We start from the raw sequence: 26185 nt of genomic DNA on the forward strand, positions 1-26185 counted from the left end.
GGAGTTTGAAATGATTATAAAAGGACAAGAGTTTCATATAAATGGATTAACTTATACAATTCGTTCTGCAGCTGAAACAGATGCAGAGCAGTTAGCGAAAATTAGAGTTCAGATCGATGGTGAAACTGAAAATATGGATAGAGAAGCTGGAGAGGGATTTATAGATAAGGTAGGGTTTCAAAAAATAATAAAAACAGATAGTGAAGAACTGAAGAATCTCTTTTTAGTTGCAGAAGTGCACAACCAAATCGTAGGATTTTCAAGATGTGAAGGATCAAATTTGAAGAGATTATCTCATAAAGTAGAGTTTGGTGTTTGTATTTTAAGAGAGTTTTGGGGATATGGAATCGGTAAGATTCTATTGCAACAATCTATTCATTGGGCTGATGAAAATGAAGTGAAAAAGATATCATTACAAGTGTTAGAGACAAACGAAAAAGCCATTCACCTTTATAAAAAATTAGGTTTTGAAGTAGAAGGTATACTGAAAAATGATAAAAGGCTATCGGATGGGAAGTATTATAATACGGTAGTAATGGGAAGGTTTATTAATACATTTCATAAAAGAGGTGTAGTGGAATGTTTTACAGAAGAAAGTACTATATAGTAAAAAATGAATTTATTGAAGTATTTAATGCTCATTTTAATAATACTAATTTACCTAATCAGTTAAAGCATGGCTCTCGACTAATAGGACGCTGGATGAAAGGCAATAATGATGGCACGACTGAAGTATTTGCAATATGGGAATATGATAGATATGAAGATTATGAAGAAATTGAAATGAAAATTAGAAGTGATAAGATGCATGTTAAAAGAATACATGATTGGTATGAAAAACATGGCGGGAAAGAATATGTTTTACGAGAGTACATACTAGAGATGAAAAATGAAGAGTTACTATGCACTGTAAAATGATAGGGAGTGAAGTCTAATGGGGATTAGAACGAAATTATATACTAGTTTAGCAGCCACTATTTTATTCGCAATAGCGATGGTAGTTTTCTTTATAAATAACAATCCGCAAAAGTGGTTTTGGTTATGTATTTTCTTTGGATCCATTATACAAAATATAGTGCTACTAAAAAAGAATAAAGAAACGCATTAAGATATTCAAATCATTAACATATTTGTGTCATCTTTCTAGTTGTATTGAAAACGCTTTTATTCAGTTTTATAATAAAAGTATGTTTTATAAATCTCCAAAACAATTAAAAGGGAGATGATACAATGTTAGCTTCACCGTTCTACTTACATACATGGAAAAAGTTTGTTGATGAAGGAGTCCTTGATTCGAACCGTATAAACGAAAGAATTTCAGAATCATGGCACCGATGTAAACGAGCAAATGTGAATCCTCATATGAATAAAGGTCAGAAAATTTTGTCTTCTAATATTTTTCAGGGTCAAAAGAAAAAAAGTGAAATCTTCCTTGATATAGCAATACCTCAAATACAAAATATGAGAAAAACCATTGATGAACTGCAAATGATGGCATTATTAATTGATCCAGATGGTTACGTTCTATCGTTAAGTGGAAATCAGCAAACGTTGAAAAGAGCGAAACATATTAATTTCATTGAAGGTGTGAAATGGACGGAGGCAGCTATTGGTACAAATGCGATAGGAACAGCGTTAGAGATTGAAGAGGCTATTATGATAAGTGGTACAGAGCATTATTCTGTCGCATCTCATAGCTGGAGTTGTGCGGCCGCTCCCATTCATAATGATGATGGGAAATTAATTGGTGTTCTAGATTTCTCCTGTCCAATTGAGTTTTCGCATCCATATATGCTCGGTATGGTAACTTCGATTGCACATGCGATTGAACGTGAATGTAGTATTCGAGTGCATCAAAATGAGCTACACTTAATCCATCGTTTTTTAGATGTAATTGACAGTGATGAACAAGTTGTTATTTGTAATCATCGCGATGTTATCGTTTCTGCGAGCAAGAGGGTTCGCGAACGAGTATGTAATTGGTCACGAATGAAACTTGAAGATTTAATACACAACGGATTGAAATCTAAATTAGAAGTACCAGTATATAGTAATGATAGAATGATTGGGAAATGTATTTATTTAAAGGAAAATAAACAGGCGAATTTATTTTCTAATTTCCCATTTATAAACGGCATTACTTTTCCTGGAGTTATTGGGACAAGCAGCGTATTTCAACATACTTTAGAAGAAATTAAGCTTGTTTCACCAACTGACGCTAGTGTATATGTATGTGGTGAAACAGGTGTAGGGAAAGAATATGTAGCGAGAGCGATTCATGAAAATAGTTCAAGAAAAAAGGGTCCTTTTATAGCTGTTAACTGCGGTTCATTACCGAAAGAATTAATGGAAAGTGAATTATTCGGTTATGCTGAAGGAGCGTTTACAGGTGCGCGGCGCCAAGGATATAAAGGGAAATTCGAACAAGCAGACGGAGGAACAATATTTTTAGATGAAATTGGTGAAATACCACCAGAGATGCAAGTAGCGCTATTGCGCGTTTTACAAGAGCGAACAGTAACACCAATTGGAAGTTCAAAAGAAGTACCAGTAAATATTCGTATTATTACTGCAACACATAAAGATTTACTACGTTTAGTAGAAGAAGGGAAATTCCGTCAAGATTTATATTATCGTTTACATGTTTATCCGCTATATGTTCCATCATTATTGGAGAGAAAAGAAGATATTCCATATTTCATACAACATTTTTGCGAACGAAAGAAGTGGAATATCGTATTTCCAAAGAGTATTTGTAAGCAATTTTCACAGCATACATGGCCCGGAAATATTCGGGAATTATTAAATGTATTAGAACGTATTTACATTTTGTCGCAAGGACGGGAAATATGCGAAAAACAAATCTCTTTTTTATTACAAACAATGATGGGAAATCAACATCAACTTGAATTGCAAGCTGAAAATAAAACAGAACATACATTAAATTTCCGTGAAAAAATACAGCGTGATAGTATGATTGAAGCGCTAGAAAAGACGAACGGAAATGTTTCATTAGCTGCAAAACTATTAGATGTGCCACGCAGTACATTTTATAAACGTATGCAAAAATTTAGGCTATAAAAGTAGATTTTTGTAATCTACTTTTTCTTTGTGGGCTCACGTTCTGTCGGAATGTGCGCTTGCCAGGGAAATAATAGAATTATTAGAAAGAAGATTTCCTGAAGGGGGTTAGCGTGTGAAGTATATTGAAATTGGTATCGGAAATAGGTGGTTCGTTCGAACGGAAACTGAAAATAAAGATGGAACTGAATTTGAGGAACGAGGAATTATAAAACCAATTTATTTTGAGTCTTTATACGTACGCATTTGGCTTCGGAAAACGTGTTTTATTTTTGATACGAAAGAGGGCTTTAAGAAAGTAAGAAAAAGTAGAGCTGAGTATAAGTTTATTGTTGGAATGGTGAGTAGGTTAAAACAATAGAATCAAATAGGTGGTGTTTTTATGATTAGAATTACCACATTCACACTCGCTATTATTATAATGGGCTATTCTATTTACAGTTGGAATGATGACTCGAAGCAAAGTATGCTTATTTTGCAATTATTGTTAGGATTTATGCTTGCTGGTATGGGGATACAAAACGTTAAGAAGGAGGAAAAAGAGAATAAGAATATGGGGTTGTTGTTTTTACTTACATCGCTATTTTGTATCATTGTATCGTTAATAAAATATTTAAAATAAACTGTCACTTAACATGTTGAGTAACAGTTTATTTTTTTGAAGTTTTCTCATTAAAAATATTAGTTGCTGTTTGGTACATTTCTTTATCAATACAAAATCTTTCTGTTATCCAATAAGCAAGTTCAGAAGAGGTAAGGCTATGTTCTCTTTTCTTACCTTGGAAATATCGTTTTAAAATATTATCATTAATAGAAGTTGGAATGCCATCGATATAACCGAAAATCTGAATTTTCTTTAATACAGGAGAAGAATGCCAGTCATTAGACTTTTTAATGAGTTCTTTCATACTTGTTAAATGTATTGGCTCTGTATTTAAGATTTTTGCTGGACCTGGATCTCTAGTAATTTCAATCCTATTATTTGAAACTTCATAAGAAAAAGTCTCTCTTACATTACTTACTTGAAATGATTCATATAGTGGATAAGCTTGAAATAAAGGTGCACAGTAACCAACATCAACGTAGTAAGGCTGCTCTAAGTTAACGCGTAAGCATAAATGTCCGGGATTCATATACAAATAATGAACGTCAAAACCAAGGTTTGATAATAACCAATGGAATCCAATCGAGCACGTCCAACAAGTACCCCCCAGACCTTTTGTTGTAATACGGTTTATGTATGTCTCAATGGAAGGAAAATAATTACTTGTTTCATTACCTTTTTCCCAGTCAATTATTTTAGTAAGAGTTTCCCACTTTACTTTCTCTTGATGAGCTTTAACAAGTTCATTTAAAAAATTTAAACTTACAGGCTTTTTTGTAACGGATAAAAACGATAGAAACTGATTTGTTGGTTTCTCTTGTGACATTTGATCTTCCTTTCTTTATAGAAGTTGATATTAATAATATTATATAATAATTGTTAGAAAATACAGTTATTTATTGTGGGGGGAGAAAATCAAATGCCAATGTCATTATATTATAAAAGACTTCGTGAAAAATTAGGATCTGAACTTATTTTTATGCCGAGTATAGCTGCTGTTATTAAAAACGAGCAGGGGGAAATCTTATTCCAATATCCTGGAGGAGAACACTGGAGTTTGCCAGCAGGGGCAATCGAACCAGGAGAAACACCAGAAGAAGCGGTTGTTAGAGAAGTGTGGGAAGAAACAGGATTAAAAATAAAAGTGAAAAAAGAAAAAGGGGTATTTGGAGGGAAAGAGTTTCGTCATACATATTCGAATGGGGATCAAGTAGAGTATATTGTTGTTGTATTTGAGTGTGAAATTATCGGAGGTGGGTTAAAAGCAGTTGATGGAGAATCTGTAGAACTAAAATATTTCCCTTTATCTGAAAAGCCACCTCTAGCATTACCGTATCCCAATAAAATATTTTTATAGATGTAAAATAGCACACCTTATGAATAAATGGTGTGCTATTTATATAGACCTGTCGTATACATCACTGTCAATGTATGTACAACTTCTTCTAAATTTAGCTCTTTATCATTTTGTACGATTTTCCAAAGAAACGTTTCATTCATCGCGAACCAGCCACGTGCTACAATCTCTTTATTTAATTCAGGCTGCGCCAAGCCACCTTCTTGAGAGTAAGTAATATCCTGTGTAATACTTTTTATAAAGCGTTCACGAATCTCATCCCATTTTTGACTTATCTCTCTTGATAATCCTATTGCTTCTTCGACAACTTGCAAAATATCCCGTTCTTCTTCCGCTAATTGTAAGAATGCTCTAACTTGACTTTGAATCATATCACATGCTTCTAACTTTGTTTGAGGGGAAAAGGAGCGATCTGCAATATCATAAAAGCGATTCATCACACCTTCCATCAAAATAATGAGGAGAGCATCTTTGTTTTTAAAATATACATATGCTGTTCCATAACCAGTTTCTGCATGTTTAATAATTTGCGTGATTGTAGTTTTCTGAAATCCGTTTTTTATAAAAATAGTATAACCGGAATGTAATAGTTTCTTTTTTGTTTCTAAGGAGCGGTGTTTTCTTGTTGAAAGAGTAGAATTTTTCAAGGAATCACCTCTTTATACTGAAATATCTGAAAATATAATTTTATTGTAAAAGAAGTTCGTATATAAAGTCAACTGACATAATATCATTGACGTTATATCAATTTAAGTGATATATTTCAATTAGTTAGAATAAAAAGAAAATTAAAAGAAGGTGACACCATGTATAAAGAACCATTTCAACCAACTTATGAGTATGCGCTTGAATGTGATAAACATGATGAACTGAAAGATTTTCAATCTGAATTTTATAAAAAAGAAGGAATAATATATTTAGATGGTAACTCTTTAGGGTTACTTTCAAAAAGAGCAGAGAAATCGTTACTTACCTTGCTAGATTCATGGAAAGAGTTTGGGATTGATGGATGGACTGAAGGTGAGCATCCGTGGTTTTTCCTTTCGGAGAAATTGGGTGAATTGACAGCACCTCTTATTGGGGCTTTACCGGAAGAAACGATTGTAACCGGTTCCACGACTGCGAATATACATCAAGTTATTGCGACTTTTTATGAGCCAAAAGGAATACGAACAAAAATTCTTGCGGATGAATTAACTTTTCCGTCAGATATTTATGCACTTCAGAGTCAAATTCGTTTAAAAGGCTTAGATCCAGATGAGCATTTAGTACGAGTGAAAAGCCGAGATGGAAGAACACTTTCTGAAGATGATATTATTCATGCGATGACCGATGATATCGCTTTACTATTATTGCCTTCTGTACTATATAGGAGTGGACAAATTCTTGATATGAAGCGATTAACAGCTGAAGCTCATAAGCGTGGTATTCATATCGGTTTTGACTTATGTCATTCAATCGGCTCCATTCCGCATCATTTTAAAGAGTGGGATGTAGATTTCGCTATATGGTGTAATTATAAATATTTAAATGCAGGTCCTGGTGGTGTTGCAGGCCTTTATGTAAATAATAAACACTTTAATAGACTCCCAGGATTATCTGGTTGGTTTAGTTCTAGAAAAGATAAGCAATTTGATATGGAGCATTCATTAACTGCGGCTGACCATGCTGGAGCTTATCAAATAGGGACACCTCACGTATTAAGTACTGCACCATTAATCGGTTCTCTTGAAATTTTTAAAGAAGCTGACATTGAAAAGTTACGTGAAAAATCATTACATATTACGAGATATATGCTTGATTTAATTGAACATGAATTAAAAGGCTTTGAATTTACAATTGGAAATCCATTAGAGGATGAAAAACGAGGCGGGCATATTTATTTAGAACATGCTGAGGCGGCACGTATTTGTAAAGCGTTAAAAGCAAATGGGGTTATTCCTGACTTTAGAGCTCCAAATGGAGTTAGACTTGCGCCTGTTGCTTTATACAATACGTATGAGGAAGTATGGAACTCTGTACAAATTTTAAAGAACATTATGAAAGACGAAGAATATAAAAAGTTTGAAAATAAGCGAGAGGTTGTGGCGTAAGCATGAAAACATCGCAGTGGATTGATATTTCGCAACCGTTAAATAATGATATCGCGACGTGGCCAGGGGATACATCTTTTTCATATGAAGTTTCATGGTCAAAAGAAAACAGTGGTTCAGTAAATGTCGGAAAGTTAACGATGAGCATTCATACAGGTACTCATATTGATGCACCTTTTCATTTTGATAATGACGGTAAGAAGGTATTAGATTTAGATATAGATGTATTTATAGGTACAGCACGAGTTATCGATGTTTCAGGGCTGGAGAGTATCGGTAAAAAAGAATTAGAAAGTTTTAACTTAGAAGGTGTAGAGCGACTATTGTTACGTACATCTTCACATGGAAAAGCGCAAGAGTTTCCAGAAGAAATCCCGTATTTACGTGCTGATATTGCACCATTTCTTTCAAGTAAGGGTATTCGTTTAATTGGAGTAGATGTACCTTCTGTTGATCCTTTAGATGATAAAGAACTAGCAGCGCATCATCAATTATTTAAACATGGAATACACATTTTAGAAAATGTCGTACTAGATCACGTAGTAGACGGCGATTACGAACTTATTGCATTACCACTTGCATTAACAGATGCGGATGGGAGTCCAGTTCGAGCTGTTATTAGACCAATATAAGTAGAAATGAACACAAAGGGGCGTTTGGCTAATATGAAAGAAAATGAAAAGGTAATTATGGAAAAAGGGATTCATACGGATTTTAAGGAGAATATGACGTACGGAGAGTATTTACAGCTAGATAGATTATTATCTAGTCAACAAAGATTATCAGACCATCATGATGAAATGTTATTTATCGTCATCCATCAAGCGAGTGAGCTTTGGATGAAATTAATTTTACATGAACTGAATGCGGCGATTGAATCTATTAAACAAGATAAATTACCACCAGCTTTTAAAATGTTAGCACGCGTATCAAAAATTCAGTCACAAATCATTCAATCTTGGGATATTCTTGCGACATTAACGCCATCAGAATATATTGAGTTTCGTGATTCACTTGGTCAAGCTTCAGGCTTCCAATCGTATCAATATAGAATGATTGAGTATGCACTTGGTTATAAAACACCACATGCATTAAAGATTTATGAAAAAGATCCAGAATTACATGCTCGTCTTCATAAAGCACTTCATGCACCAAGTTTGTATGATGTTGCGATACAGGCGCTTGTTAAAGAAGGTTTCCCCATTCATAAAGATGTGTTAAATCGTGACATTACACAGCCTTACGAAGAGGATGCAACTGTAGAAGCGGCTTGGATAGAAGTGTATGCGGACGTGCAGAAATATTGGGATTTATATCAGCTTGCAGAGAAATTAATTGATATTGAAGACTGGCTACAACAATGGCGTTTCCGTCATATGAAAACGGTAGAACGAATTATTGGTCATAAAATGGGAACAGGCGGCTCTTCTGGCGTATCTTATTTAAAGCGAGTGCTTGATCAATGCTTCTTCCCAGAGCTTTGGAACGTTCGAACGAAATTATAAAAATAAACTTGTCAGCTATTAAATGCTGGCAAGTTTATTTTTTTGTTTTAAAAACAAATATGATTTAATAGAGAGAACGAGATGAACTACAAATATTACATAATCATTTAGATGGAGGAAGATTTCTTGAATTTCGAGCAATTACAAAATAAATTTGAAAAGAAAAAAGTGAATACATTTCTTGTTTATCAAAAGGGGGAAGCAACGACCGAGTACTATAAAACGATAGACTGTGCAAATGAGTTATTTAAAATTAATTCGATTACCAAAAGTATCGTATCCATTTTAATTGGCATAGCAATTGATAAAGGATGTATAAATGATATACATACACCAATCACAGCATGGATTTCAAATGTATCAGAGGAAAAAAGGGATTTAACGCTTTATCATTTATTAACGATGACAACGGGAGAAGATTGGAAAGAGTTTGGGAATGGGGTCGTTTTCCCAAATGACTTTGTAGAATCAAAAAACTGGGTGCAATATATTTTAGAAAAGCCGCTCATTGAAGATATGGGTACGAAAATGAATTATAATTCAGGCTCTTCACATTTACTTAGTTATATTATCCAAGAAGCAACTGGTATGTCGACAGAGCAGTTTGCCAAAAAATATTTATTTGAGCCGTTAGACATTACGGAATATGAGTGGCAACAAGACCCGCAAGGTACATATGTCGGCGGATTCGGTATGAAAATGAAATCTATAGATTTATTAAAGTTTGGAAAATTATGTTTGCAGAATGGATATTGGAAGGGAAATGAAATTGTATCATCGAAATGGTTAGAGCAATCAAGTACAGCTCTATTTGAAACGTATGAACATGTCGGGGCATATGGGTATCACTGGTGGGTATTAAATGACGAAAGATTTCACATACCGTATTGTATGTACTTTGCTATGGGATACGGAGGGCAATACATTATTATCATTCCGCAGTTAGAGCTCGTAGCTGTAATTAGTAGTCACATGCCTAAACGTGGTCTCGTACCATTAAAGTTATTTATAGAGCATATAAAAGAGAATGCCAATCATAAATAAGAAGCGGAAGGAGGTATGTTATGAGAAGTGCAAAAATGATAGCAATTTATAGACTTTCTTTAAGTCTTCTAGCGTTTAGTGCACTTATTACACAATTTGTTACAAGGGCACAAGTGAAACCGTTCAATCCAGTTAATTTTTTTAGTTACTTCACAATTGAAAGCAATATTTTAGTGGCGGTAATTCTTCTATTAAGTAGTTTGGGGACAGCTTTATTTGGACGTTCCGAGCAGTTTGGAGTTCTTCGCGGCGCAGCTACAGTATACATACTGACAACGGGACTTATTTATTTTTTGTTATTAAGGGGATTAGAAGAGTCACTTCAAACACCGATACCGTGGGTAAATACTGTGCTTCATTACATCATGCCATTAGCAATGATTTTAGATTGGGTTATAAATCCACCTTCAAAGACCATTACATGGAAACAGGCTGCGAGTTGGCTTATTTTCCCGCTTTTATATGTTTTATATAGTTTAATACGAGGTCCATATGTTAATTGGTACCCATATCCATTTCTCGATCCGAGAATAGGTGGATATGGTAGAGTATTCTTATATAGTATAGGGATAGCTGTTGTTATTGGGGCTATTTGTGTCTTAGTAAAAATGTTAGGAAATCGAACTTTAAAGTTGAAAAGAAATCCTCCTTATTAAAGGGGGATTTCTTTTTGGAAGGGGTTGTATTATATAGGGCGAATTAAGCAATAAGAAAAGGAGAGATTGCCGTTGGATAAGATTGAAATTTTAAATTTGATACCAAAGTTTTTAGAGTTTTATACTCTTGCTAGTTAAGATACAATAGATGAAGAAACACGTTGGGAACAGTGGAAGGCGCACTACAATTTTGCGGCTGTCCCTCCTGGAGAAGAAGGAAGTCAGTTAGCGAAAGAGCTTTTGAGAAGCGCTTGGCCAAAATACGAAGAAAAGATGGAATACATAATACAATGGGAACCAAATCTGCAAATTATTAAGACATATTTAAAAGAAGTAAAAGAACTTTTAAATTGTACAGAAAATATGAATATAACGGTAGTATATTTTGTAGGTGCTTTTGATGAAAATCCTTTTGTAGCCCCAACTTATGATGGGGGAATCGCTTTATGTTTACCAATTGAAAACGGTACTTCTGAATCTCGTGTTATGATAGCACATGAATTAACGCATATTGTGCATGCTAAAACAGCGGATTTTTCAAATAGTTGGAAATGTACAATAGGTTCTACAGTATTACAAGAAGGATTAGCGACTCAAGTTGGTAAATATATAGTCCCAGAACATACTGATGAATATTATATTGAACGTAACGAAGGTTGGTTTTCCTCGTGTCAAAATGTAAGGAATAAAATTTTAACGGGAATTTATCCGTATTTACATAAGTCTTCTCCGGAATACTCCATGAAATTTACTTTCGGAAAAGGTACAACTAATCATTACAGAGAAGCATACTTTGCTGGATGGGAGATTGTTCGGACTTTATTAGAAAACGGAAAATCCTTTAGCGAAATTGCTAGTATACAAGAAAATGAAATACCAGCATATCTCGAATGTGTATATAAAGAAACCTCTGTCAGTAAGTAAAGACGGAGGTTTTTTTGATTTAACTTTTGAAAATCTGATGGGTGTAGGCCATAAACAGCTATGGATAGGACCCCATATTGATTAAAGTTTTACTTTACCGACTTGTCTTCTGAAAGGACATCTTTAAAAATTTCTCTGTTTTCGTATCAAACTCTACATCTACAAAAACACCATACTCTTTTCCATCTTCACGCAGCCACAATTTAAATTTTTCAACTGTTATTTGAACAGTTTTTGGTTTTCTACCTATATGAAGATAATCGATAATCTCAGCTTTCGGATATAGTTCTTTCGTTTTTTCAACGGCTAGTTTACCCCATTTTGCATAGGGTGGTTGTGCGTGAACTATAGATGGGCCAGTATATATATTTGAACAAGTTGTTATTAAAAAGATTATAAATGCAGTACGTGTGAAAAGTCTCTTCATAATAAGCTCCTTTTATTCTTTTTTATATTGTGTGCATATATCTTCAAGCGTATAAGCTTGTCTTTTTTTGTCTTCTTTACATAAAAGCTTCACATTTACAAAACATAACCATGAATTCATTCTGTAATTAAGGAGGGAAACATATGCGTCAAAAAGGTTTTTTGAAGGTAGCAGCTTTACTTACTTTTATTGGCTTATCTTTAATCGTAAGTAGTATGCAAATAAAAAATGTAGAAGCCTTTTCTAATCAAGTGATTCAAAGAGGTGCATCTGGAGAAGATGTCATTGAATTGCAATCTCGTTTGAAATATAACGGATTTTATACAGGAAAAGTAGATGGTGTTTTCGGCTGGGGTACATATTGGGCGCTTCGAAATTTTCAGCAAAAATTCGGATTGCCGATTGATGGTTTAGCGGGGGCTAAAACGAAGCAAATGCTTGTTAAGGCAACAAAGTATGATAAGTCGACTGCTAATAAAGGTACTACAACTAATAAAGGGAATAGCGGTGGTACTGCACAAGAAAATAAACCCCCACAAAGTAAAGGGACAAATGTTCCAAACGGTTATTCTCAAAATGACATTCAGCTAATGGCAAACGCTGTATACGGAGAGTCACGTGGTGAGCCATATTTAGGACAAGTAGCAGTGGCTGCGGTTATTTTAAATCGTGTCACAAGCGCATCGTTTCCGAATACTGTTTCCGGTGTAATCTTTGAACCGAGAGCCTTTACAGCAGTAGCGGATGGACAAATCTATTTAACTCCAAATGAAACAGCGAAAAAGGCTGTATTAGATGCGATTAATGGATGGGATCCAACAGGGAATGCACTGTATTATTTCAATCCAGATACTGCGACAAGTAAATGGATTTGGACTCGTCCACAAATTAAAAAAATCGGTAAACATATTTTCTGTAAATAGAGCGGAGGTGGAAACATGTTACGAGGTATTATCATTGTACTATTAACAGTAGGTGTAGTCGGAACAGGATATTGGGGCTATAAAGAGCATCAAGAGAAGAATGCGGTATTAATTAGAGCGGAAAATAGTTATCAGCGTGCGTTTCATGATTTAGCGTATGAGGTTGACCTATTACACGATAAAATCGGAACAACGCTTGCGATGAATTCACGTTCATCTTTATCACCAGCATTAGCAGATGTTTGGCGTTTAACATCCGAAGCCCGTTCAGATGTAGGGCAACTACCATTAACATTAATGCCGTTTAATAAAACGGAAGAATTTTTAGCGAATATCGGTGATTTTAGTTATCGTGCAGCGGTTCGTGATTTAGAAAAAGAACCGTTAAATGATCAAGAATATAAAACGTTACAAGGTTTATATTCAAATGCAGGAAATATACAAGATGAACTGAGAAAAGTGCAGCATCTGGTGTTGAAAAACAATTTACGCTGGATGGACGTAGAGATGGCACTTGCTTCAAATCGAGATCCAGCAGATAACACAATTATTGATGGATTAAAAACAGTTGAGAAGAATGTAACGTCATACTCTTCTACAAACTTCGGACCGACTTTTACAAGTGCACAAAAGAATAAAAAAGGTGGATTTGAAGCAGAAGGAAAGGCTATTTCAAAAGAGGAAGCGGAAAAAATCGCGAAATCATTTTTAAACTTAAAAGGGAATGAAAAAGTAGAAGTCGAGAAAAGTGGAAAAGGTGCAAAAGAATCATTCTACAGTGTGAAAATTCAAGATCCAGCAACGAACAATGAGTATTATATGGATATTACCGGAAAAGGTGGATATCCAATTTGGGTAATGAATAACCGAGAAATTAAAGAGCAAAAAATTAGTTTAAATGATGCAGGAAGTAAAGGATTGGCATTTTTAAAGGATCATAAGTTTACAAATATGGAGCTGTTTGATAGCTCTCAATATGATAATATCGGTGTGTTTACGTACGTTGTAAATGAAAATGGAATGCGTATTTATCCAGAAGCAATCCAAATGAAAATTGCTTTAGATGATGGGTCGATTGTTGGTTTTTCCGCAAAGGAATATTTAGCATCGCATCAAAAACGAACAATTCCGAGTGCGAAACTAACTGCTGCTGAGGCGAGAAAGAAAATTAACCCTGATGTAAAAGTTATGGAAGAACGTAAAGCTGTAGTAGTAAATGACTTGCATAATGAAGTACTTTGTTATGAATTTATTGGTACTTTAGGGAAAGATACGTACCAAATTTTCATTAACGCAAATAATGGAGCAGAAGAAAAAGTGAAGAAGATGCAAGCTGTTGAAAAAATTTATGATTAAACATCAATGATAAAGTGGTGAAAATAATGAAAATCATTATATATATGTTAATGCTTTGTTTCGTTATTACTGGATGTAGTATTGGGAAAAAAGACAATCCTAATGAAAAGCCAGAACAAAAAAATGTTTCGATGAAAAATGTTACGTATACGAATAAATCAAATAAGCCAAACGAAAAAGCTGCTGATCATTTAGCATCTTTAGCTGCAAGTATACCTGGTGTAAACGATGCGACAGCAGTAGTAGTTGGGAAATATGCTGTTGTAGGTATTGATGTAAAAGCGAAACTTGATCGAACTCGTGTGGAGTCAATTAAGTATTCTGTTGCAGAAAGTTTGAAGAATGATCCCAATGGTGCTAATGCAGTCGTTGTAGCAGATGTTGATACGTATGAAAGATTAAAACAAATAGGAAAGCAAATTAAGAATGGTAAAACTGGTGAGGGTATACTTGATGAATTAGCAGCAATTGTTGGCCGAGTAATGCCACAAGTTCCAAATGATATGATTGAAAATAGAGAAACGAATCCAATTAAAGATAATGATAAACAATTACCAAAAGATGAAGAACAAGAACTACGAAAAGAACAAGAAGATCAGTCAAATAACCATTTGAAAAAATAGTGAAAATCCCGTACTAAATTGTACGGGATTTTTCTGTAAGATTTAATATTCAGTTTATTTTCAAAGGAATATATGGTTTAATAATGAGGGGAGGGACAACCGTTATGATGAAAAAAAGCGCATTCATATTAGGTAGTTTATGCATATGTTTCAGTATGACAGCGTGTGATCAGAAGAAAGAAGTGAAGAAGAAAACGGCTACGTCTTCTACAATAACGGAAAATAAAAAGCAAGAGTCTATTAATATAAATCATTTCTCAAATATTAATGAAGGAATGACTTATTTAGAAGTGAAAGAATTAATCGGTTTTGAAGGGGATTTACTCATAGAAGAAGGGGTAGAACATTCTACACAAATTAAACAAATTTTTGCTTGGAAAGGAATCAATCCAAAATCATTTGCTGAAATAACATTTTTGGATGGAAAAGTGCAGTCTAAAACACAGCAAGGTTTAAGTTAATTTGATAAAAAATGGGAGAGTTAAGCATGAACATACATACAGGGGAAATACAATTAGTTCCGTATAAGGAGCAGTATAAAGAGAGAATAGAATCATTTAGTTTACCAAGTGAACAAGTACGATTCACAGCGAATCCAGGTGAATTACTGGAGAAAGCGAAAAATGATCGAACTAAAAATGTAGTTGTTATTTTGGACTTTAGCGGAGTACCTGTCGGTGTTTTTGCATTACAAACGGGTGACAGAGTACAGGAGTTTACAGAAAATAAAGATGCCATACTTTAAACTTCTTTTTCTGTTAATCACAATAAACAAAGGAGAGGATATGCTAAAAAATCATTGGCGTTATTACAAGACTTTGTAATAAATTATTATCCAATAATAAATGAAGTAATTCTTGCTGTAAATGAAAAAAATATTCCGGCACAAAAGTTATATGAGAAAGTTGGATTTCAAGATAAAGGGTTTAGAAGAATGGGACCAATCGGACAACAATTCATATTACATTTACCTATAACGACATAATAAGATAACAAAGCTTACTCTTGAAGAAAATCATGTAGTAAGTTTTTTTATTACGTGATATGTTAGAAAAATCAATGCAAATATCCGAGGAATATGAAGATGTAAATATATCCGATTTTTAGGACTGTTAAAATGTGAGGTGTGTTGTTATGACAATTTATATTGCACTACTACGAGGAATTAATGTAGGTGGACATAAAGTAATCAAAATGTTGGATTTGAAAAAAGTCTTTGAATCAATAGGGTTAAAAAAAGTGAAAACATATATTCAAAGTGGAAATGTAGTGTTTGAGTCAGAAGAAGGGATAAGTTTTTTAAAGGAACGAATTGAATGTGAAATTAAAAATGTTTTTGATTTCGATGTGCCAGTCATGTTAAGAACAAAAGATGAATTTATAAATATTATAAAAACGTGCCCTTATGAAGCCGATTTATTGTTAGAAGGAGAAAGCATACATGTTGCCTTTTTAGTTAATCCACTTTCTGAAGAAGACAGTAATCAGTTGCTTACGATTAAAAGTGAAATAGAAGATTGCCATATTGAAGGAGGAGTAGTGTATTTGTTTTTCAAAAAAAGCATTCGGAATTCTAAACTAATGAACCAGTTTCAAAAATTACATAGGCCAGCTACAGTAAGGAATTGGCGGACTGTGAATAAGTTAAAAGCAATAGCGGAAGATATGTATTAAAAAAGTGGTTTTCTATTTACAGAAAACCACTTTTTTATTTATATTGTTTTGCGACAATGAGTTCAATGATAGGATAAATAAAGAAGGAAGAACAAAGTGCTATAAATAGAGGAAGGTTCTTTATTTCATCGAGTAATAGGGATGAAAATCCTTCTGAAAATATTAAAATAAGAAACATCATACACATAAGTACAAAATAAGAAATTTTAAAGCTTTTATATGTAATTTGTTGTCCCATCTCATCTTGACTTTCTTCCGATACTCCGTTTGGATCTCCCCATGTAATATGATTAATTAATTTACTAAGTATTAAAGAGGCAGCGAAAATAGTCCCGCCCAAAATTGAACCTTCAGTTATGTATTTATATGTGCCATGTCCAAGTATAGCGATTAAAGAAAAAATTATGATTACAAAAATAGTTTTTTTAGTATTCAATATATAATTGCACCTCCACCTTTGTAAAAAACTCTTTACATCCATAGTATAAAATCGGAAAAGTTTCATGTCAAATATTTTTTACATATGAAGTGAATGTTTATGATGTTTTGTTTTTGGATAAATAAAAAATTAAATAACATTTGAATGTAAAAGTGTGGGCTCGCATATATTTGGAAGGGATGTCAGATTAAATTAGGGGGTAGTTATGTCTATTCTTTTAAAAGCTGGTGCAGATGCAGGAAATAACGGTTTGAAGTTAATGGTGAAAGGGCAGGACCCTATTTTTATCCCGAGTATTTATTCTTTATATATAGGAGAGCCTACAGGACTGTTAGATGAGGGAGATGTCTCATTATCAGAATTAGAGAATCACATTGACGTGACCATTAGTTCTCCATCGCTAATGTTAAATAATGTACGATACATCGTTGGAGAAAAAGTGATTCAGGATCAATTAAAAGGTACTGAAGTGGAGAAGAAATCAAATAAATCAACGGATGAATTAATGGTTATTACAATCCTTTCTGGTTTAGCGATAAGTGCAATGCGTCAAAGTCCAACTTCAAGTCATATTAATATTCGTTATGATTTATCTGTCGCTCTTCCTATGCAGCTTATTACACAGGAAATCGCTGCTGAAAATGCAAAACGTTATATGGGAAATCATAAGGTTGTTTTCCATTATCCGAACGGACGGGATGTTACGATTAATGTTTCTATTGAGTTTTGTAAATGCCTACCTGAAGGCGCTTCTGGGACGTGGGGCATTGTATATGATGAAGAAGGAAATGTTGTGAAACATAAAATAGAATGTGAACAAAATCAAGTTTCAGAAATTGATTTTGTTGATAAAACATTATTATCTTTTGATATTGGCGCGGGGACAACCGAAGAAGTTGTTTCGTTAGGGGTAAATTTCCGTCCGCAATTAAGTAAAGGGTTATCGTACGGTGTAAAAGAAACGTTACTACAAATTATTACAAGATGGAATCGGAAATATCCAACGAAAACAATTGATAGTATTACAGAATTTAACCAAATTTATTTAAATGAAAAACACCCGAGAAATGCATTGTTAGTTGAGGAATCGCAACCAGCGTTTTTAGGTTTAGCTGCACGTGTCGCAACAGATATTATTAACAAAATTGATGATATGAAAGACGATCCATATGTATTTATTTACGGTGGGGGCGCAGTTATTATTAAAAATAGCTTGAAAATGATTTTAAAACAAAAAGGACGCTTGAAAAATGTGATTTTTGTAGATAACCCGTTATTTACAAATGCTCGTGGGTTATTAGTATACACATGCTCGCCAAAATATAGAGAGCATAAGCAAAAAGAGTTAGGGTTTACAAACTTAACGATAAGTTAGTTGGTGGAAGTATGCGATCTAGGCGATATAAACGTGGTGATCGAGTGAAAATTAATATTAATAAATCAGTATCGCCTGAAATGATTGCTTGGCTTAATAAACAATCTAATCCAACTAATTTCTTTTTCTTTGCAGCCCAGCAATTATTTAAACAAGTAGGAGATATTGATGTATCAAAAACCTTGCCAAGTAGCCATGTTTTTTCTTTATATGTAGAACCATCATCTCTATTAAAAGTTGAAATGAATCCATTTAAAAACGTACCATTAGAAACTAGTAAATCCACCGAAAATGTAAAAAAAAAATCGTGGGAATCTGTTGATCAGTTAGATTGTCCATTTTTTTAAACATAAAAAAATAGGTAGAGCCCATCACTATACATACGAATGCAGTGATGGGTTTTTGTTATTGTATCGTAATATCTATAAATAGAAGGGGACAAAACAATTTGTGCCCCTTCTAAAAGTTATCCTTATCTTATATAGGATATATGTTCTGAAATTGCTTTAATAATTTTATCCCAGTCATCGGGGTGATTCTCATGTCCTGTACCTTCAAGGGTTAATAGCTTTGAGTTCGGAATTTCGTCAATAAGTGCGAGTCCATGTTCAAGTGGAAGAGCTGTATCGTCCGTACCATGAATTACTAAAGTTGGTACCAGTATTGATTTAAGTATACCCTCATAAGAATCATCACCTGTTAGGAGGGCGTGATTAAACATACTTAATAGATTGTTAGCACGTTCTATTTCTTGTTTTATTTGTTTCAAAGTTCTTGATTCATCAAATATACGCTTTGGCCCACAGAGTAGACGTGATCCTGTAACTAAATATTTCGCTATAACATCTTTATTTGTCCAATCTAAATTTGCACCATTAGCATGATGTGTCAAAATTCTTTCATCCATTGGAGGCAAATCACGAGTATTGTTATCAGATCCAATAACGCTTGTTGCTAGTAATGTTAAGGTCAAAATTCTTTTTGGGTGTTTTACTGCAGCAATTTGAGCAATCATACCTCCTAATGACATGCCCAGAAGGTGTGCCTTGTCAATATGATACGCATCGAGTACCCCGATTGCATCTTCAGCCATGTCTGCTACAGTGTAATTGGAAGTCCCAGGCTTATATGTAATAGAGCGCCCGACATCACGGTTATCATAGCGAATGACAAATTTTCCTGTGCTAGCTAACCTTTCACAAAATTCTTCATCCCAATAAACCATTGAACATGTAGCTCCCATAATTAATAATATTGCTGGGTTATTAGGATTGCCAAAGCTTTCTGTACATAAATTAATACCGTTTACTTTGAAAATTTGTTCACTCATAGTACACTCTCCGTTTCATTAAAAATTAAAGAAAATAAAAATTTTGTTGTTTCTTATCCGGAAACTAAATTGTATTAAAGTTAGGTACATGCTTTTTGCACTCATAATACTTAATTAGTAGAGATAAATATCACTTCCAAACATATTTATTATCATTTAAGACGAAAAATTTTGAAAAATAATTGTTAGTTATTAAAATTAACAGAAAGGAGGAGAGGAAATGAAAGCAATTATTATTGATCAATATGGTAGTGTTGAAAAATTACAAGAAAGACAAGTTCCAAAGTCGGTTATTAAATGTAATGAAGTATTAATACGCATACATGCAACATCTGTCAATCCTGTTGATTGGAAAATAAGAAAGGGAGAATTACAAGAGAAGCTGCAATTTTCATTTCCAATTACATTAGGTTTAGATGTTGCTGGAGTAATTGAAGAAGTTGGAGAAGATGTGGACCATTTTAAAATAGGTGATAAAGTGTTTACGAAACCAGAAAATATAGGGAAAGGTTCTTATGCTGAATACATTACAGTGAAATCAGACTTAGTAGCACATATGCCAAATAATATTAGTTTTGAAGAAGCTGCGTCTATACCTCTTGCAGGACTAACAGCTTGGCAAAGTCTTGTTGATTACGCACAAATAAAAGAAAATGATCGAGTATTAATTCATGCTGGAGCTGGTGGAGTAGGTAGTTTTGCAATTCAAATCGCGAAATCATTTGGGGCCTTTGTCGCTACAACTGCAAGTAGTAAAAATGAAGAGTTTTTAAAGTCTTTAGGTGCTGACCTCATTATTGATTATAAAAAAGATAAATTTGAAGAGCTACTATCGGATTATGATATTGTGTTAGATACAATCGGCGGAGAAGTACAAGAGAAAAGTTTTCAAATTATTAAGCCTAGTGGTGTTCTAGTTTCTATCGTTCATGAACCGGTACATGAAGTACAAGGGATAAAATCAGGATTTTTATGGTTAAAACCAAGCGGAAAGCAATTATACGAATTATCAGGTTTGATTCAAGCTGAAAAAATTAAACCAATCATTAGTAAGGTTGTTCCGTTTAATGAAAAAGGAGTTAGAGAAGCTCATATTTTGAGTGAAAGTCAGCATACTAGAGGGAAAATTGTAATTACAATGGAATAAACTTTACATAAATATGCGAGTGGTGACTGGATAAAATAAAGATTGTCCCCACTCGCATATACTACATTTTTTGAACGACATAAGTAATCGCATTCGTTTTTAATTTAATGTGTTTTCCGTTACGTACAATATCATACGATAAACTTTTAATTTCAATTTTTACTTCTTGCCATTCAGTATAAACGCTTTTTAGTACAAGTATCATTTCTTCAGTAGAAAGATTAATTTCAACTAAAGCATCTAATTCTTGATTCGTTTCCAAGTCAATTTCTTGAATGTTAGAGTTGACTATTAAACAGTTGATACCACCACTCTTTGTTCCATTTTTCATAGAGTGAAGCACTTTTTTAAAATCTTCTATTGATCTGACATGCTCTAAACTTGATACGGCAATGATGTAATTATAAGTATTAGAGGCAATATAGTAGTTTTCAATTGCTGAATGTTCCGTTTTTATGTATTCAAATACACCATATTCTTTGCTATAAACTTGTAACTTCATTAAAGCCGTTTCGAGTAGATCAACACAAGTAACAGTGCCGCCATTATTCGTGATTTTTTGTGCAATCGGAATACTGTTTCTACCGACACCAGAGCCAAGGTCAAGTATTTGTAGGTCTTTCTGTCCTTCAAAATAGTTCAGCATGTCCATAACTGTTTTAACAGGTTTATACAGCCAAGATCCTGCTTCGAATAATTTGTATTGTTCATAGCAAAGATCGTGATATTTTTTCTCTTCTTGTCTTATGTAATCGATTCTGTTCATAGTGTTTCAGCTCCAATAGTTTCATGGCGAAATGAATAGGTTGGACAACCTTTAACATTCATTTGAATTCGAAATATACCACCAGCATGTGGGTACTGTTTTAATTCCGCATCCGTCATTCTTGTTCGGGCTGTTGTGATATATAAATCGGTCAAATTAGGTCCTCCAAATGTACACGACGTTACATATAAAGCAGGAATCGGAATACTTAAAATCTGTTTTCCAGTAAAGGGATTCCATCTAGTAATCTTCGAGCCTCCCCAATGTGCAATCCATAAACAACCTTCTACATCAATTGTCATGCCATCGGGTATACCTTCATTTTCAGGGAAGATGATAACATCTGTTGGATTGCTAATTACACCAGTATGTATATCATAATGAAAACGGACTACTTTTTTTGTAGGTGTATCAATGAAATAAAGAAATGTATGATCAGGGGACCAAGCTATACCATTTGACGTATTTACATGTGCAACTTTTTTATCTACGTTGAAATTATTGTTTAAACAATACAAGGAACCAGCAGCATTAATACCGTATAAGTCTGTAGTGCCCGCCCAAAAGCGGCCAGCTGGATCGCATTTTCCATCGTTAAAGCGATTTTCTAATAAATCTGGTTCAGGGTCATAAATATGTGTAAGTATTTTTGTGTCAAGATTAAGAGAATAAAAGCCTTGTTCCATTGCTACTAAAACTTCATCGTTCGTATATGGAACAACACAACCGATTTGTTGGTCGAGAGTGATCGCTCGGTTTGTTTTTTTAACAGGATTATAAAGACATAATTTTTTCTCGATAATATCAACCCAGTATAATAATTGTTTCTTCTCATCCCAGCAAGGACCTTCCCCTAAATTCGCCTTAGCATCAACGACTAATTCTATATTTCTGAGCAATATGTTTCACCTCTATTCATTAAAGCTATATATAAAGTTCGATAAGAAGAGAGGTAAACCTTTCACTGAAATAAAATTAAGATTTCCAGTGTAAGAAAAGAGGGCCTTATCACGTAATTCGAAAATAGCGTATAGCCATGGGGAGGGAAATGCATATGATGTTTTATGAAATTGTCTGTTTTTCATGTAAAAATGTATTTCGCGTATACGAAGGAAGCGGAAAATATAGGGAATTCAAGAGAAATCCGGAGGGGAAATATTGTTGTGATGAATGTAGTCATAAAATTCAACTGGAAGCGATAAAACATTTTTTTAGATAGTTATATGCTATTTGTTTTCGTTCAGAAAAATTTGACAATGTATTCGTTATAAATTATCATATGTAAAAACTAATATTCAAAATAGCATTGAAGAGAAGAGTAGTTAAGAATGAATACATACAGAGAGCTCTGGTAGCTGAGAAAGAGCGGTTAAACATCTTAACGAAAAAAGACTTGGAGCTGCGCAAGGAACTAATTTGTTTAGGGATGGTGCGACGGGTTCTCCCGTTATAGAGATAGGGTATAAGCATATTTTGCCGTACCTGAAAAGGTTAATATGGTGACGTATTAACAAACTGAGGTGGTACCGCGAAGCTAATAACTCTCGTCCTCAAGATTAATAATCTTGGGGGTGGGAGTTTTTTTATTGTATAAAACTGAAAATGTGAAAACAAAAATACAATTGAGGTGAGTATATGCATTGGGCGTATGAAGTGGCACATAAATTAATTAGAAAACATCCCAACAAAGAAACTTTTGTTTGCGCATCTGGAATTAGTCCATCTGGTTCGGTTCATATTGGTAACTTTCGTGAAATAGTAACGACTTATTTTGTTGTAAGGGCGCTTCAAGATTTAGGGAAAAAGACTCGTTTTATATTTTCATGGGATGATTATGACAGGTTTAGAAAAGTTCCCAAAAATATTGATCCTTCTTTTGCAAAATATATTGGTATGCCATACTGTGATATTCCTGATCCGTATGGGTGTCATAATTCGTACGCAGAGCATTTTGAAAAAGAGTTTGAAAAATCGCTTCAAGCATTTGGAATTGAAGTAGAATTTATTTATCAACATGCTGAATATAGAAGCGGAAGGTATAATGAAAACATAATAGAGTCTTTGTATAAAAGAAAAGAAATATATGATATTTTAATGGGCTTTAAAACAGGAATACATCGAGAAGAAGATAGAGAAAACTTTTATCCCGTTACGTTATATTGTGAGAGCTGCGGGAAAGATGCAACAACTATTACACATTTTGATGAAGTATTAAAAACAGTTCAGTATAAATGTGTATGTAGAAATCAAAATGAATTATCAGTATTAAATACAAATAAAATGAAACTGAATTGGAAAATCGATTGGCCGATGAGATGGATGATAGAGGATGTTATTTTCGAACCGGGCGGAAGAGATCATTCATCGGAAACAGGTAGTTACAATGTATCAAAAGAAATTGCAAGGGAAATATTTAATCGTGAAGCGCCTCATTACATTGCTTATGATTTCATTGGTATTAAAGGTAATCATGAAAAAATGTCTAGTTCTTCAGGGAATAGTATTATACCTAGCGACTTATTAAAAGTGTATGTACCAGAAGTAATTCTTTTTATGTTTGCAAAATATAAGCCTGATGCAGCTTTTCATATTGGACTTGATGAAGATGTGATTCGCAATTATACAGAGTATGAGAGATTGAAGGACAGTTATGAAAATAAAACACTCAAAAATGAAGATTTATTTGATGCAATTAAACTTTCTAGACTTGATAGCCGATTTAAAGAGTATCCAAAGTTTAATCAAGTAGCAGGAACGTTACCATTATTACATTTTGATTCATCTATTTTACAAGGTATATTAGAAAAAACAGATAGAAGTTATGCATTACCTGAAATGATTGCAATAAGTAATCGGGTGGAGTATTGGATTAGAAACTTTCAATCTAAAAAATTAATTACAGTAAATCAAGAGAGAAATATAGAGTTTTACAACACATTAGATGACAGGCAGAAAGAATGGCTAGTAGAAGTTTGCAAAATACTTCGTTCTAATAACGATTACTCTAACTTAATGGAACAATTGTATTCGATTTGTCATCATGAAAATAAAAAGATAATGAAAGAAAATCAAAAACAATTATTTACCATTATATATAGGCTCGTTATGAACCAATCAAGTGGTCCACGTATACCGTTATTAATACATGTGGTAGGCGCAAGAAAATTCGTCACATTATTAGATTTCTAAAATATAGTTAAAAGCGATGCAAGTACTCAATAGAATAAGTACTTGCGTTGCTTAATTTTTACTATCTTGAATACATTTTTGGACATTCATCACCACTTGGTTCGTAAAAGCAATGGCTTTTAAATTGCCCTGCAAACGGCTGATTATACCATTCGGGTGGACAAGCTCCAACTGGACGAAAATACCAAAGAGCCCATCGTGCTGGCCAGCGCCATTCACCTTGTAAAACTTTTCTTGCGATTTCTTTTTCTGATTCACGGGCCCGTTGATAAAAGTAACCGTATTGAACTGCTTCGAATCCGCCAGGGCTTTGATATACTGCATCACGCACAGATCGAAGCTCTTTAAAATCTAAACAATCACAAAACACACGATTTACGACAACGCAGCCAACAAGTTGTTCACCTTGTCGTCCTTCGCCCTCAGCTTCAGCACGGATTAAACGTGCTAGTAAATCAACGTCACTTTCGTTGTATGGAATAAGGGGCATTGTAATACCACCTTTCTTTACCTGTTATAGTAAAGAGTGTATGTATGAAAATAAGCTAAGTGCTTTTCTATATGTAAATTCATTAATTATTAAAAGGAGCTTTTATGAAAAAAGCTAATTAGTAATTGTAGACCAATATAAAAGGAGAGAGATAATATGTATCGAATTCATAAAGAACATAGCATTTACGCAATGTCACCAGAAAATAAACCATGTATGGAAGTAGAAATTGGGAGTCGCCTTGTATTTGAAACATATGATTGCTTTGAAAATCAAATTGATTCCGAAGATGTTGTATTTCAAGAATTAGATTGGAACCGGATTAATCCAGCGACTGGTCCAGTATATATTAAAGGGGCCGAACCTGGTGATATATTAGTTGTAACGATTGAAAAGATTAAAATTGCAGAGCAGGGCGTTTTAACTACAGGTGCGAATCTTGGTGTAATGGGTGATGAGTTAAATGAAAATACAGTGAAAGTCGTCTCAATACATAATGAATATGTTGTGTTTTCAAGTGAACTACAAATCCCGATTAATCCAATGATCGGGGTAATTGGTACTGCGCCGAAAGAAGAGAGTATTTCATGTGGTACACCGCATGATCACGGTGGGAATATGGACTGTAAAGAGATAAAGGAAGGGACAACGTTATTATTACCTGTAAATGTTCCTGGTGCTCTTTTAGCATTAGGTGATTTACACGCAGCGATGGGTGATGGTGAAATTGGTGTTAGCGGGGTTGAAGTTGCTGGTGAGGTAACTGTAACTGTTCAAACTATAAAAGGAAAGCAATGGCCTCTACCAATGGCTATTCAAAAAGGAAAAATAATGACGATTGCTTCAGAGAAATTGTTAGATGATGCAGCTAATCGCGCCGTACGTAATATGGTAACATTTTTACATGAAGAATTAGAAATGTCTAAAGCTGATGCAACTCTTTTATTATCAGCAGCAGGTAATTTAAAAGTTTGCCAAGTTGTGGATCCACTAAAAACGGCGCGGATGGAACTAGGAAGAGAATATGTGGAGAAGTTAGGATTTTCTCTAAGTGAATTTCATATTAAATAAGAAAAAATAGAAAAAGGATACTCCTATACAAAAGTATCCTTTTTCTATTTTACGGATTTTGTGAAAAGAGGTAGTATTTATATAAGTATATTTGATATTGTGGATCAAAAA

Annotated in this window: 32 protein-coding genes, 1 pseudogene and 1 other annotated feature; of the genes and pseudogenes, 25 read left to right on the top strand and 8 right to left on the bottom strand. The window is 33.9% G+C overall.

Going from position 1 to position 26185, the window contains the following annotated elements; genetic code table 11:
* The first annotated feature begins 10 nt into the window (after window positions 1–10).
* From ACP6L7_RS08595 to ACP6L7_RS08620, 6 genes are all read left to right on the top strand, one after another.
* The gene (locus tag ACP6L7_RS08595) at window positions 11–607 is read left to right on the top strand and encodes a GNAT family N-acetyltransferase (protein ID WP_097829365.1); all 597 of its coding nucleotides are present in this window, start codon (window positions 11–13) and stop codon (window positions 605–607) included.
* Window positions 580–918 (top strand): NIPSNAP family protein, encoded by a 339-nt coding sequence (locus ACP6L7_RS08600; RefSeq protein ID WP_097829364.1) that lies wholly within the window; start codon window positions 580–582, stop codon window positions 916–918. Before ACP6L7_RS08595 ends, ACP6L7_RS08600 begins: the two co-directional genes overlap by 28 nt.
* Before the next feature lie 16 nt (window positions 919–934).
* Window positions 935–1108 (top strand): hypothetical protein, encoded by a 174-nt coding sequence (locus ACP6L7_RS08605; protein ID WP_170961014.1) that lies wholly within the window; start codon window positions 935–937, stop codon window positions 1106–1108.
* 122 nt (window positions 1109–1230) lie between these two features.
* The gene (locus ACP6L7_RS08610) at window positions 1231–3081 is read left to right on the top strand and encodes a sigma-54-dependent Fis family transcriptional regulator (protein ID WP_097829363.1); all 1851 of its coding nucleotides are present in this window, start codon (window positions 1231–1233) and stop codon (window positions 3079–3081) included.
* A gap of 115 nt (window positions 3082–3196) precedes the next feature.
* On the top strand, window positions 3197–3442 hold the full coding sequence (locus ACP6L7_RS08615; RefSeq protein WP_097829362.1) for a DUF3977 family protein: 246 nt from the start codon (window positions 3197–3199) through the stop codon (window positions 3440–3442).
* A gap of 21 nt (window positions 3443–3463) precedes the next feature.
* Entirely contained in the window at window positions 3464–3703 is a 240-nt protein-coding gene (locus ACP6L7_RS08620) for a DUF3953 domain-containing protein (protein ID WP_097829361.1), read from the top strand.
* Window positions 3704–3731: 28 nt separating this feature from the next.
* Here the strand turns inward: ACP6L7_RS08620 and ACP6L7_RS08625 are convergent, their stop codons facing one another.
* Complete coding sequence (locus ACP6L7_RS08625) at window positions 3732–4511, bottom strand: arylamine N-acetyltransferase (RefSeq protein ID WP_097829360.1); 780 nt, start codon at window positions 4509–4511, stop codon at window positions 3732–3734.
* 93 nt (window positions 4512–4604) lie between these two features.
* On the opposite strand from ACP6L7_RS08625, the gene ACP6L7_RS08630 reads away from it, so the two are divergent.
* On the top strand, window positions 4605–5042 hold the full coding sequence (locus tag ACP6L7_RS08630) for an NUDIX hydrolase (RefSeq protein ID WP_002147436.1): 438 nt from the start codon (window positions 4605–4607) through the stop codon (window positions 5040–5042).
* A 35-nt stretch (window positions 5043–5077) separates the two neighbouring features.
* Here ACP6L7_RS08630 and ACP6L7_RS08635 read toward each other — a convergent pair whose 3' ends face one another.
* On the bottom strand, window positions 5078–5689 hold the full coding sequence (locus ACP6L7_RS08635) for a TetR/AcrR family transcriptional regulator (protein WP_097829359.1): 612 nt from the start codon (window positions 5687–5689) through the stop codon (window positions 5078–5080).
* A 159-nt stretch (window positions 5690–5848) separates the two neighbouring features.
* Here ACP6L7_RS08635 and kynU point away from each other — a divergent pair, with 159 nt between their 5' ends.
* From kynU to ACP6L7_RS08665, 6 genes are all read left to right on the top strand, one after another.
* Window positions 5849–7135, top strand: coding sequence for a kynureninase (gene kynU, locus ACP6L7_RS08640; protein ID WP_097829358.1), 1287 nt, complete (start codon window positions 5849–5851; stop codon window positions 7133–7135).
* A gap of 2 nt (window positions 7136–7137) precedes the next feature.
* Window positions 7138–7767, top strand: a complete 630-nt coding sequence (gene kynB, locus ACP6L7_RS08645; protein WP_097829357.1) for an arylformamidase — start codon at window positions 7138–7140, stop codon at window positions 7765–7767.
* Window positions 7768–7800: 33 nt separating this feature from the next.
* Complete coding sequence (gene kynA / locus ACP6L7_RS08650) at window positions 7801–8640, top strand: tryptophan 2,3-dioxygenase (protein ID WP_097829356.1); 840 nt, start codon at window positions 7801–7803, stop codon at window positions 8638–8640.
* A 126-nt stretch (window positions 8641–8766) separates the two neighbouring features.
* Entirely contained in the window at window positions 8767–9684 is a 918-nt protein-coding gene (locus tag ACP6L7_RS08655) for a serine hydrolase domain-containing protein (RefSeq protein ID WP_097829355.1), read from the top strand.
* A gap of 20 nt (window positions 9685–9704) precedes the next feature.
* The gene (locus ACP6L7_RS08660; RefSeq protein WP_097829354.1) at window positions 9705–10340 is read left to right on the top strand and encodes a Pr6Pr family membrane protein; all 636 of its coding nucleotides are present in this window, start codon (window positions 9705–9707) and stop codon (window positions 10338–10340) included.
* A gap of 273 nt (window positions 10341–10613) precedes the next feature.
* Entirely contained in the window at window positions 10614–11264 is a 651-nt protein-coding gene (locus tag ACP6L7_RS08665; RefSeq protein ID WP_141536798.1) for a DUF2268 domain-containing putative Zn-dependent protease, read from the top strand.
* 94 nt (window positions 11265–11358) lie between these two features.
* On the opposite strand, the gene ACP6L7_RS08670 is transcribed toward ACP6L7_RS08665, so the two are convergent.
* Complete coding sequence (locus ACP6L7_RS08670; protein WP_097829352.1) at window positions 11359–11691, bottom strand: DUF3889 domain-containing protein; 333 nt, start codon at window positions 11689–11691, stop codon at window positions 11359–11361.
* Window positions 11692–11834: 143 nt separating this feature from the next.
* On the opposite strand from ACP6L7_RS08670, the gene sleB reads away from it, so the two are divergent.
* The 6 genes and pseudogenes from sleB to ACP6L7_RS08700 all read left to right on the top strand — a co-directional run bounded on the left by sleB (window position 11835) and on the right by ACP6L7_RS08700 (window position 16267).
* Entirely contained in the window at window positions 11835–12614 is a 780-nt protein-coding gene (gene sleB, locus ACP6L7_RS08675) for a spore cortex-lytic enzyme (RefSeq protein WP_098361719.1), read from the top strand.
* Between the two features lie 15 nt (window positions 12615–12629).
* Window positions 12630–13970, top strand: a complete 1341-nt coding sequence (gene ypeB / locus ACP6L7_RS08680; protein WP_071746128.1) for a germination protein YpeB — start codon at window positions 12630–12632, stop codon at window positions 13968–13970.
* Window positions 13971–13996: 26 nt separating this feature from the next.
* Window positions 13997–14593, top strand: a complete 597-nt coding sequence (locus ACP6L7_RS08685) for a YhcN/YlaJ family sporulation lipoprotein (protein ID WP_071746127.1) — start codon at window positions 13997–13999, stop codon at window positions 14591–14593.
* A 104-nt stretch (window positions 14594–14697) separates the two neighbouring features.
* Window positions 14698–15054, top strand: a complete 357-nt coding sequence (locus tag ACP6L7_RS08690) for a hypothetical protein (protein ID WP_097829350.1) — start codon at window positions 14698–14700, stop codon at window positions 15052–15054.
* Window positions 15055–15080: 26 nt separating this feature from the next.
* A pseudogene (locus ACP6L7_RS08695) lies at window positions 15081–15578 on the top strand (GNAT family N-acetyltransferase).
* A 149-nt stretch (window positions 15579–15727) separates the two neighbouring features.
* Entirely contained in the window at window positions 15728–16267 is a 540-nt protein-coding gene (locus ACP6L7_RS08700; RefSeq protein WP_097829349.1) for a DUF1697 domain-containing protein, read from the top strand.
* Between the two features lie 34 nt (window positions 16268–16301).
* On the opposite strand, the gene ACP6L7_RS08705 is transcribed toward ACP6L7_RS08700, so the two are convergent.
* Window positions 16302–16703, bottom strand: coding sequence for a hypothetical protein (locus ACP6L7_RS08705; protein ID WP_097829348.1), 402 nt, complete (start codon window positions 16701–16703; stop codon window positions 16302–16304).
* Window positions 16704–16911: 208 nt separating this feature from the next.
* Between ACP6L7_RS08705 and ACP6L7_RS08710 the strand changes: the two genes are divergently transcribed.
* Window positions 16912–18081 carry a ParM/StbA family protein gene (locus ACP6L7_RS08710; RefSeq protein WP_071746122.1) on the top strand — a complete coding sequence of 390 codons (1170 nt, stop codon included), beginning with the start codon at window positions 16912–16914 and terminating at the stop codon, window positions 18079–18081.
* An 11-nt stretch (window positions 18082–18092) separates the two neighbouring features.
* Window positions 18093–18428 carry a hypothetical protein gene (locus ACP6L7_RS08715; RefSeq protein ID WP_071746121.1) on the top strand — a complete coding sequence of 112 codons (336 nt, stop codon included), beginning with the start codon at window positions 18093–18095 and terminating at the stop codon, window positions 18426–18428.
* 125 nt (window positions 18429–18553) lie between these two features.
* Here ACP6L7_RS08715 and mleBCA read toward each other — a convergent pair whose 3' ends face one another.
* The gene (gene mleBCA, locus ACP6L7_RS08720) at window positions 18554–19411 is read right to left on the bottom strand and encodes a BCA family alpha/beta fold macrolide esterase (protein WP_098361720.1); all 858 of its coding nucleotides are present in this window, start codon (window positions 19409–19411) and stop codon (window positions 18554–18556) included.
* Window positions 19412–19631: 220 nt separating this feature from the next.
* On the opposite strand from mleBCA, the gene ACP6L7_RS08725 reads away from it, so the two are divergent.
* On the top strand, window positions 19632–20558 hold the full coding sequence (locus ACP6L7_RS08725; protein WP_097829346.1) for an NADP-dependent oxidoreductase: 927 nt from the start codon (window positions 19632–19634) through the stop codon (window positions 20556–20558).
* A 61-nt stretch (window positions 20559–20619) separates the two neighbouring features.
* On the opposite strand, the gene ACP6L7_RS08730 is transcribed toward ACP6L7_RS08725, so the two are convergent.
* On the bottom strand, window positions 20620–21324 hold the full coding sequence (locus ACP6L7_RS08730; protein WP_097829345.1) for a class I SAM-dependent methyltransferase: 705 nt from the start codon (window positions 21322–21324) through the stop codon (window positions 20620–20622).
* Window positions 21321–22223: an SMP-30/gluconolactonase/LRE family protein gene (locus ACP6L7_RS08735; RefSeq protein WP_071746117.1), complete on the bottom strand. Its 903-nt coding sequence runs from the start codon at window positions 22221–22223 to the stop codon at window positions 21321–21323. Before ACP6L7_RS08735 ends, ACP6L7_RS08730 begins: the two co-directional genes overlap by 4 nt.
* A 149-nt stretch (window positions 22224–22372) precedes the next feature.
* Here ACP6L7_RS08735 and ACP6L7_RS08740 point away from each other — a divergent pair, with 149 nt between their 5' ends.
* Together ACP6L7_RS08740 and lysS are read left to right on the top strand one after the other, a co-directional pair.
* Window positions 22373–22543: a DUF2197 domain-containing protein gene (locus ACP6L7_RS08740; RefSeq protein ID WP_141533391.1), complete on the top strand. Its 171-nt coding sequence runs from the start codon at window positions 22373–22375 to the stop codon at window positions 22541–22543.
* Window positions 22544–22621: 78 nt separating this feature from the next.
* Window positions 22622–22879: a binding site (T-box leader), on the top strand.
* 80 nt (window positions 22880–22959) lie between these two features.
* Window positions 22960–24513, top strand: coding sequence for a lysine--tRNA ligase (lysS, locus tag ACP6L7_RS08745; RefSeq protein WP_097829343.1), 1554 nt, complete (start codon window positions 22960–22962; stop codon window positions 24511–24513).
* 61 nt (window positions 24514–24574) lie between these two features.
* On the opposite strand, the gene ACP6L7_RS08750 is transcribed toward lysS, so the two are convergent.
* Complete coding sequence (locus tag ACP6L7_RS08750; RefSeq protein ID WP_078203319.1) at window positions 24575–25003, bottom strand: cell wall hydrolase; 429 nt, start codon at window positions 25001–25003, stop codon at window positions 24575–24577.
* 156 nt (window positions 25004–25159) lie between these two features.
* Here ACP6L7_RS08750 and ACP6L7_RS08755 point away from each other — a divergent pair, with 156 nt between their 5' ends.
* On the top strand, window positions 25160–26074 hold the full coding sequence (locus tag ACP6L7_RS08755; RefSeq protein ID WP_097829342.1) for an acetamidase/formamidase family protein: 915 nt from the start codon (window positions 25160–25162) through the stop codon (window positions 26072–26074).
* Window positions 26075–26185 lie beyond the last annotated feature (111 nt).

Origin of the sequence: Bacillus silvicola (assembly GCF_050524305.1) — a bacterium.
GTDB classification, from domain to species: Bacteria; Bacillota; Bacilli; order Bacillales; family Bacillaceae_G; genus Bacillus_A; species Bacillus_A cereus_AT.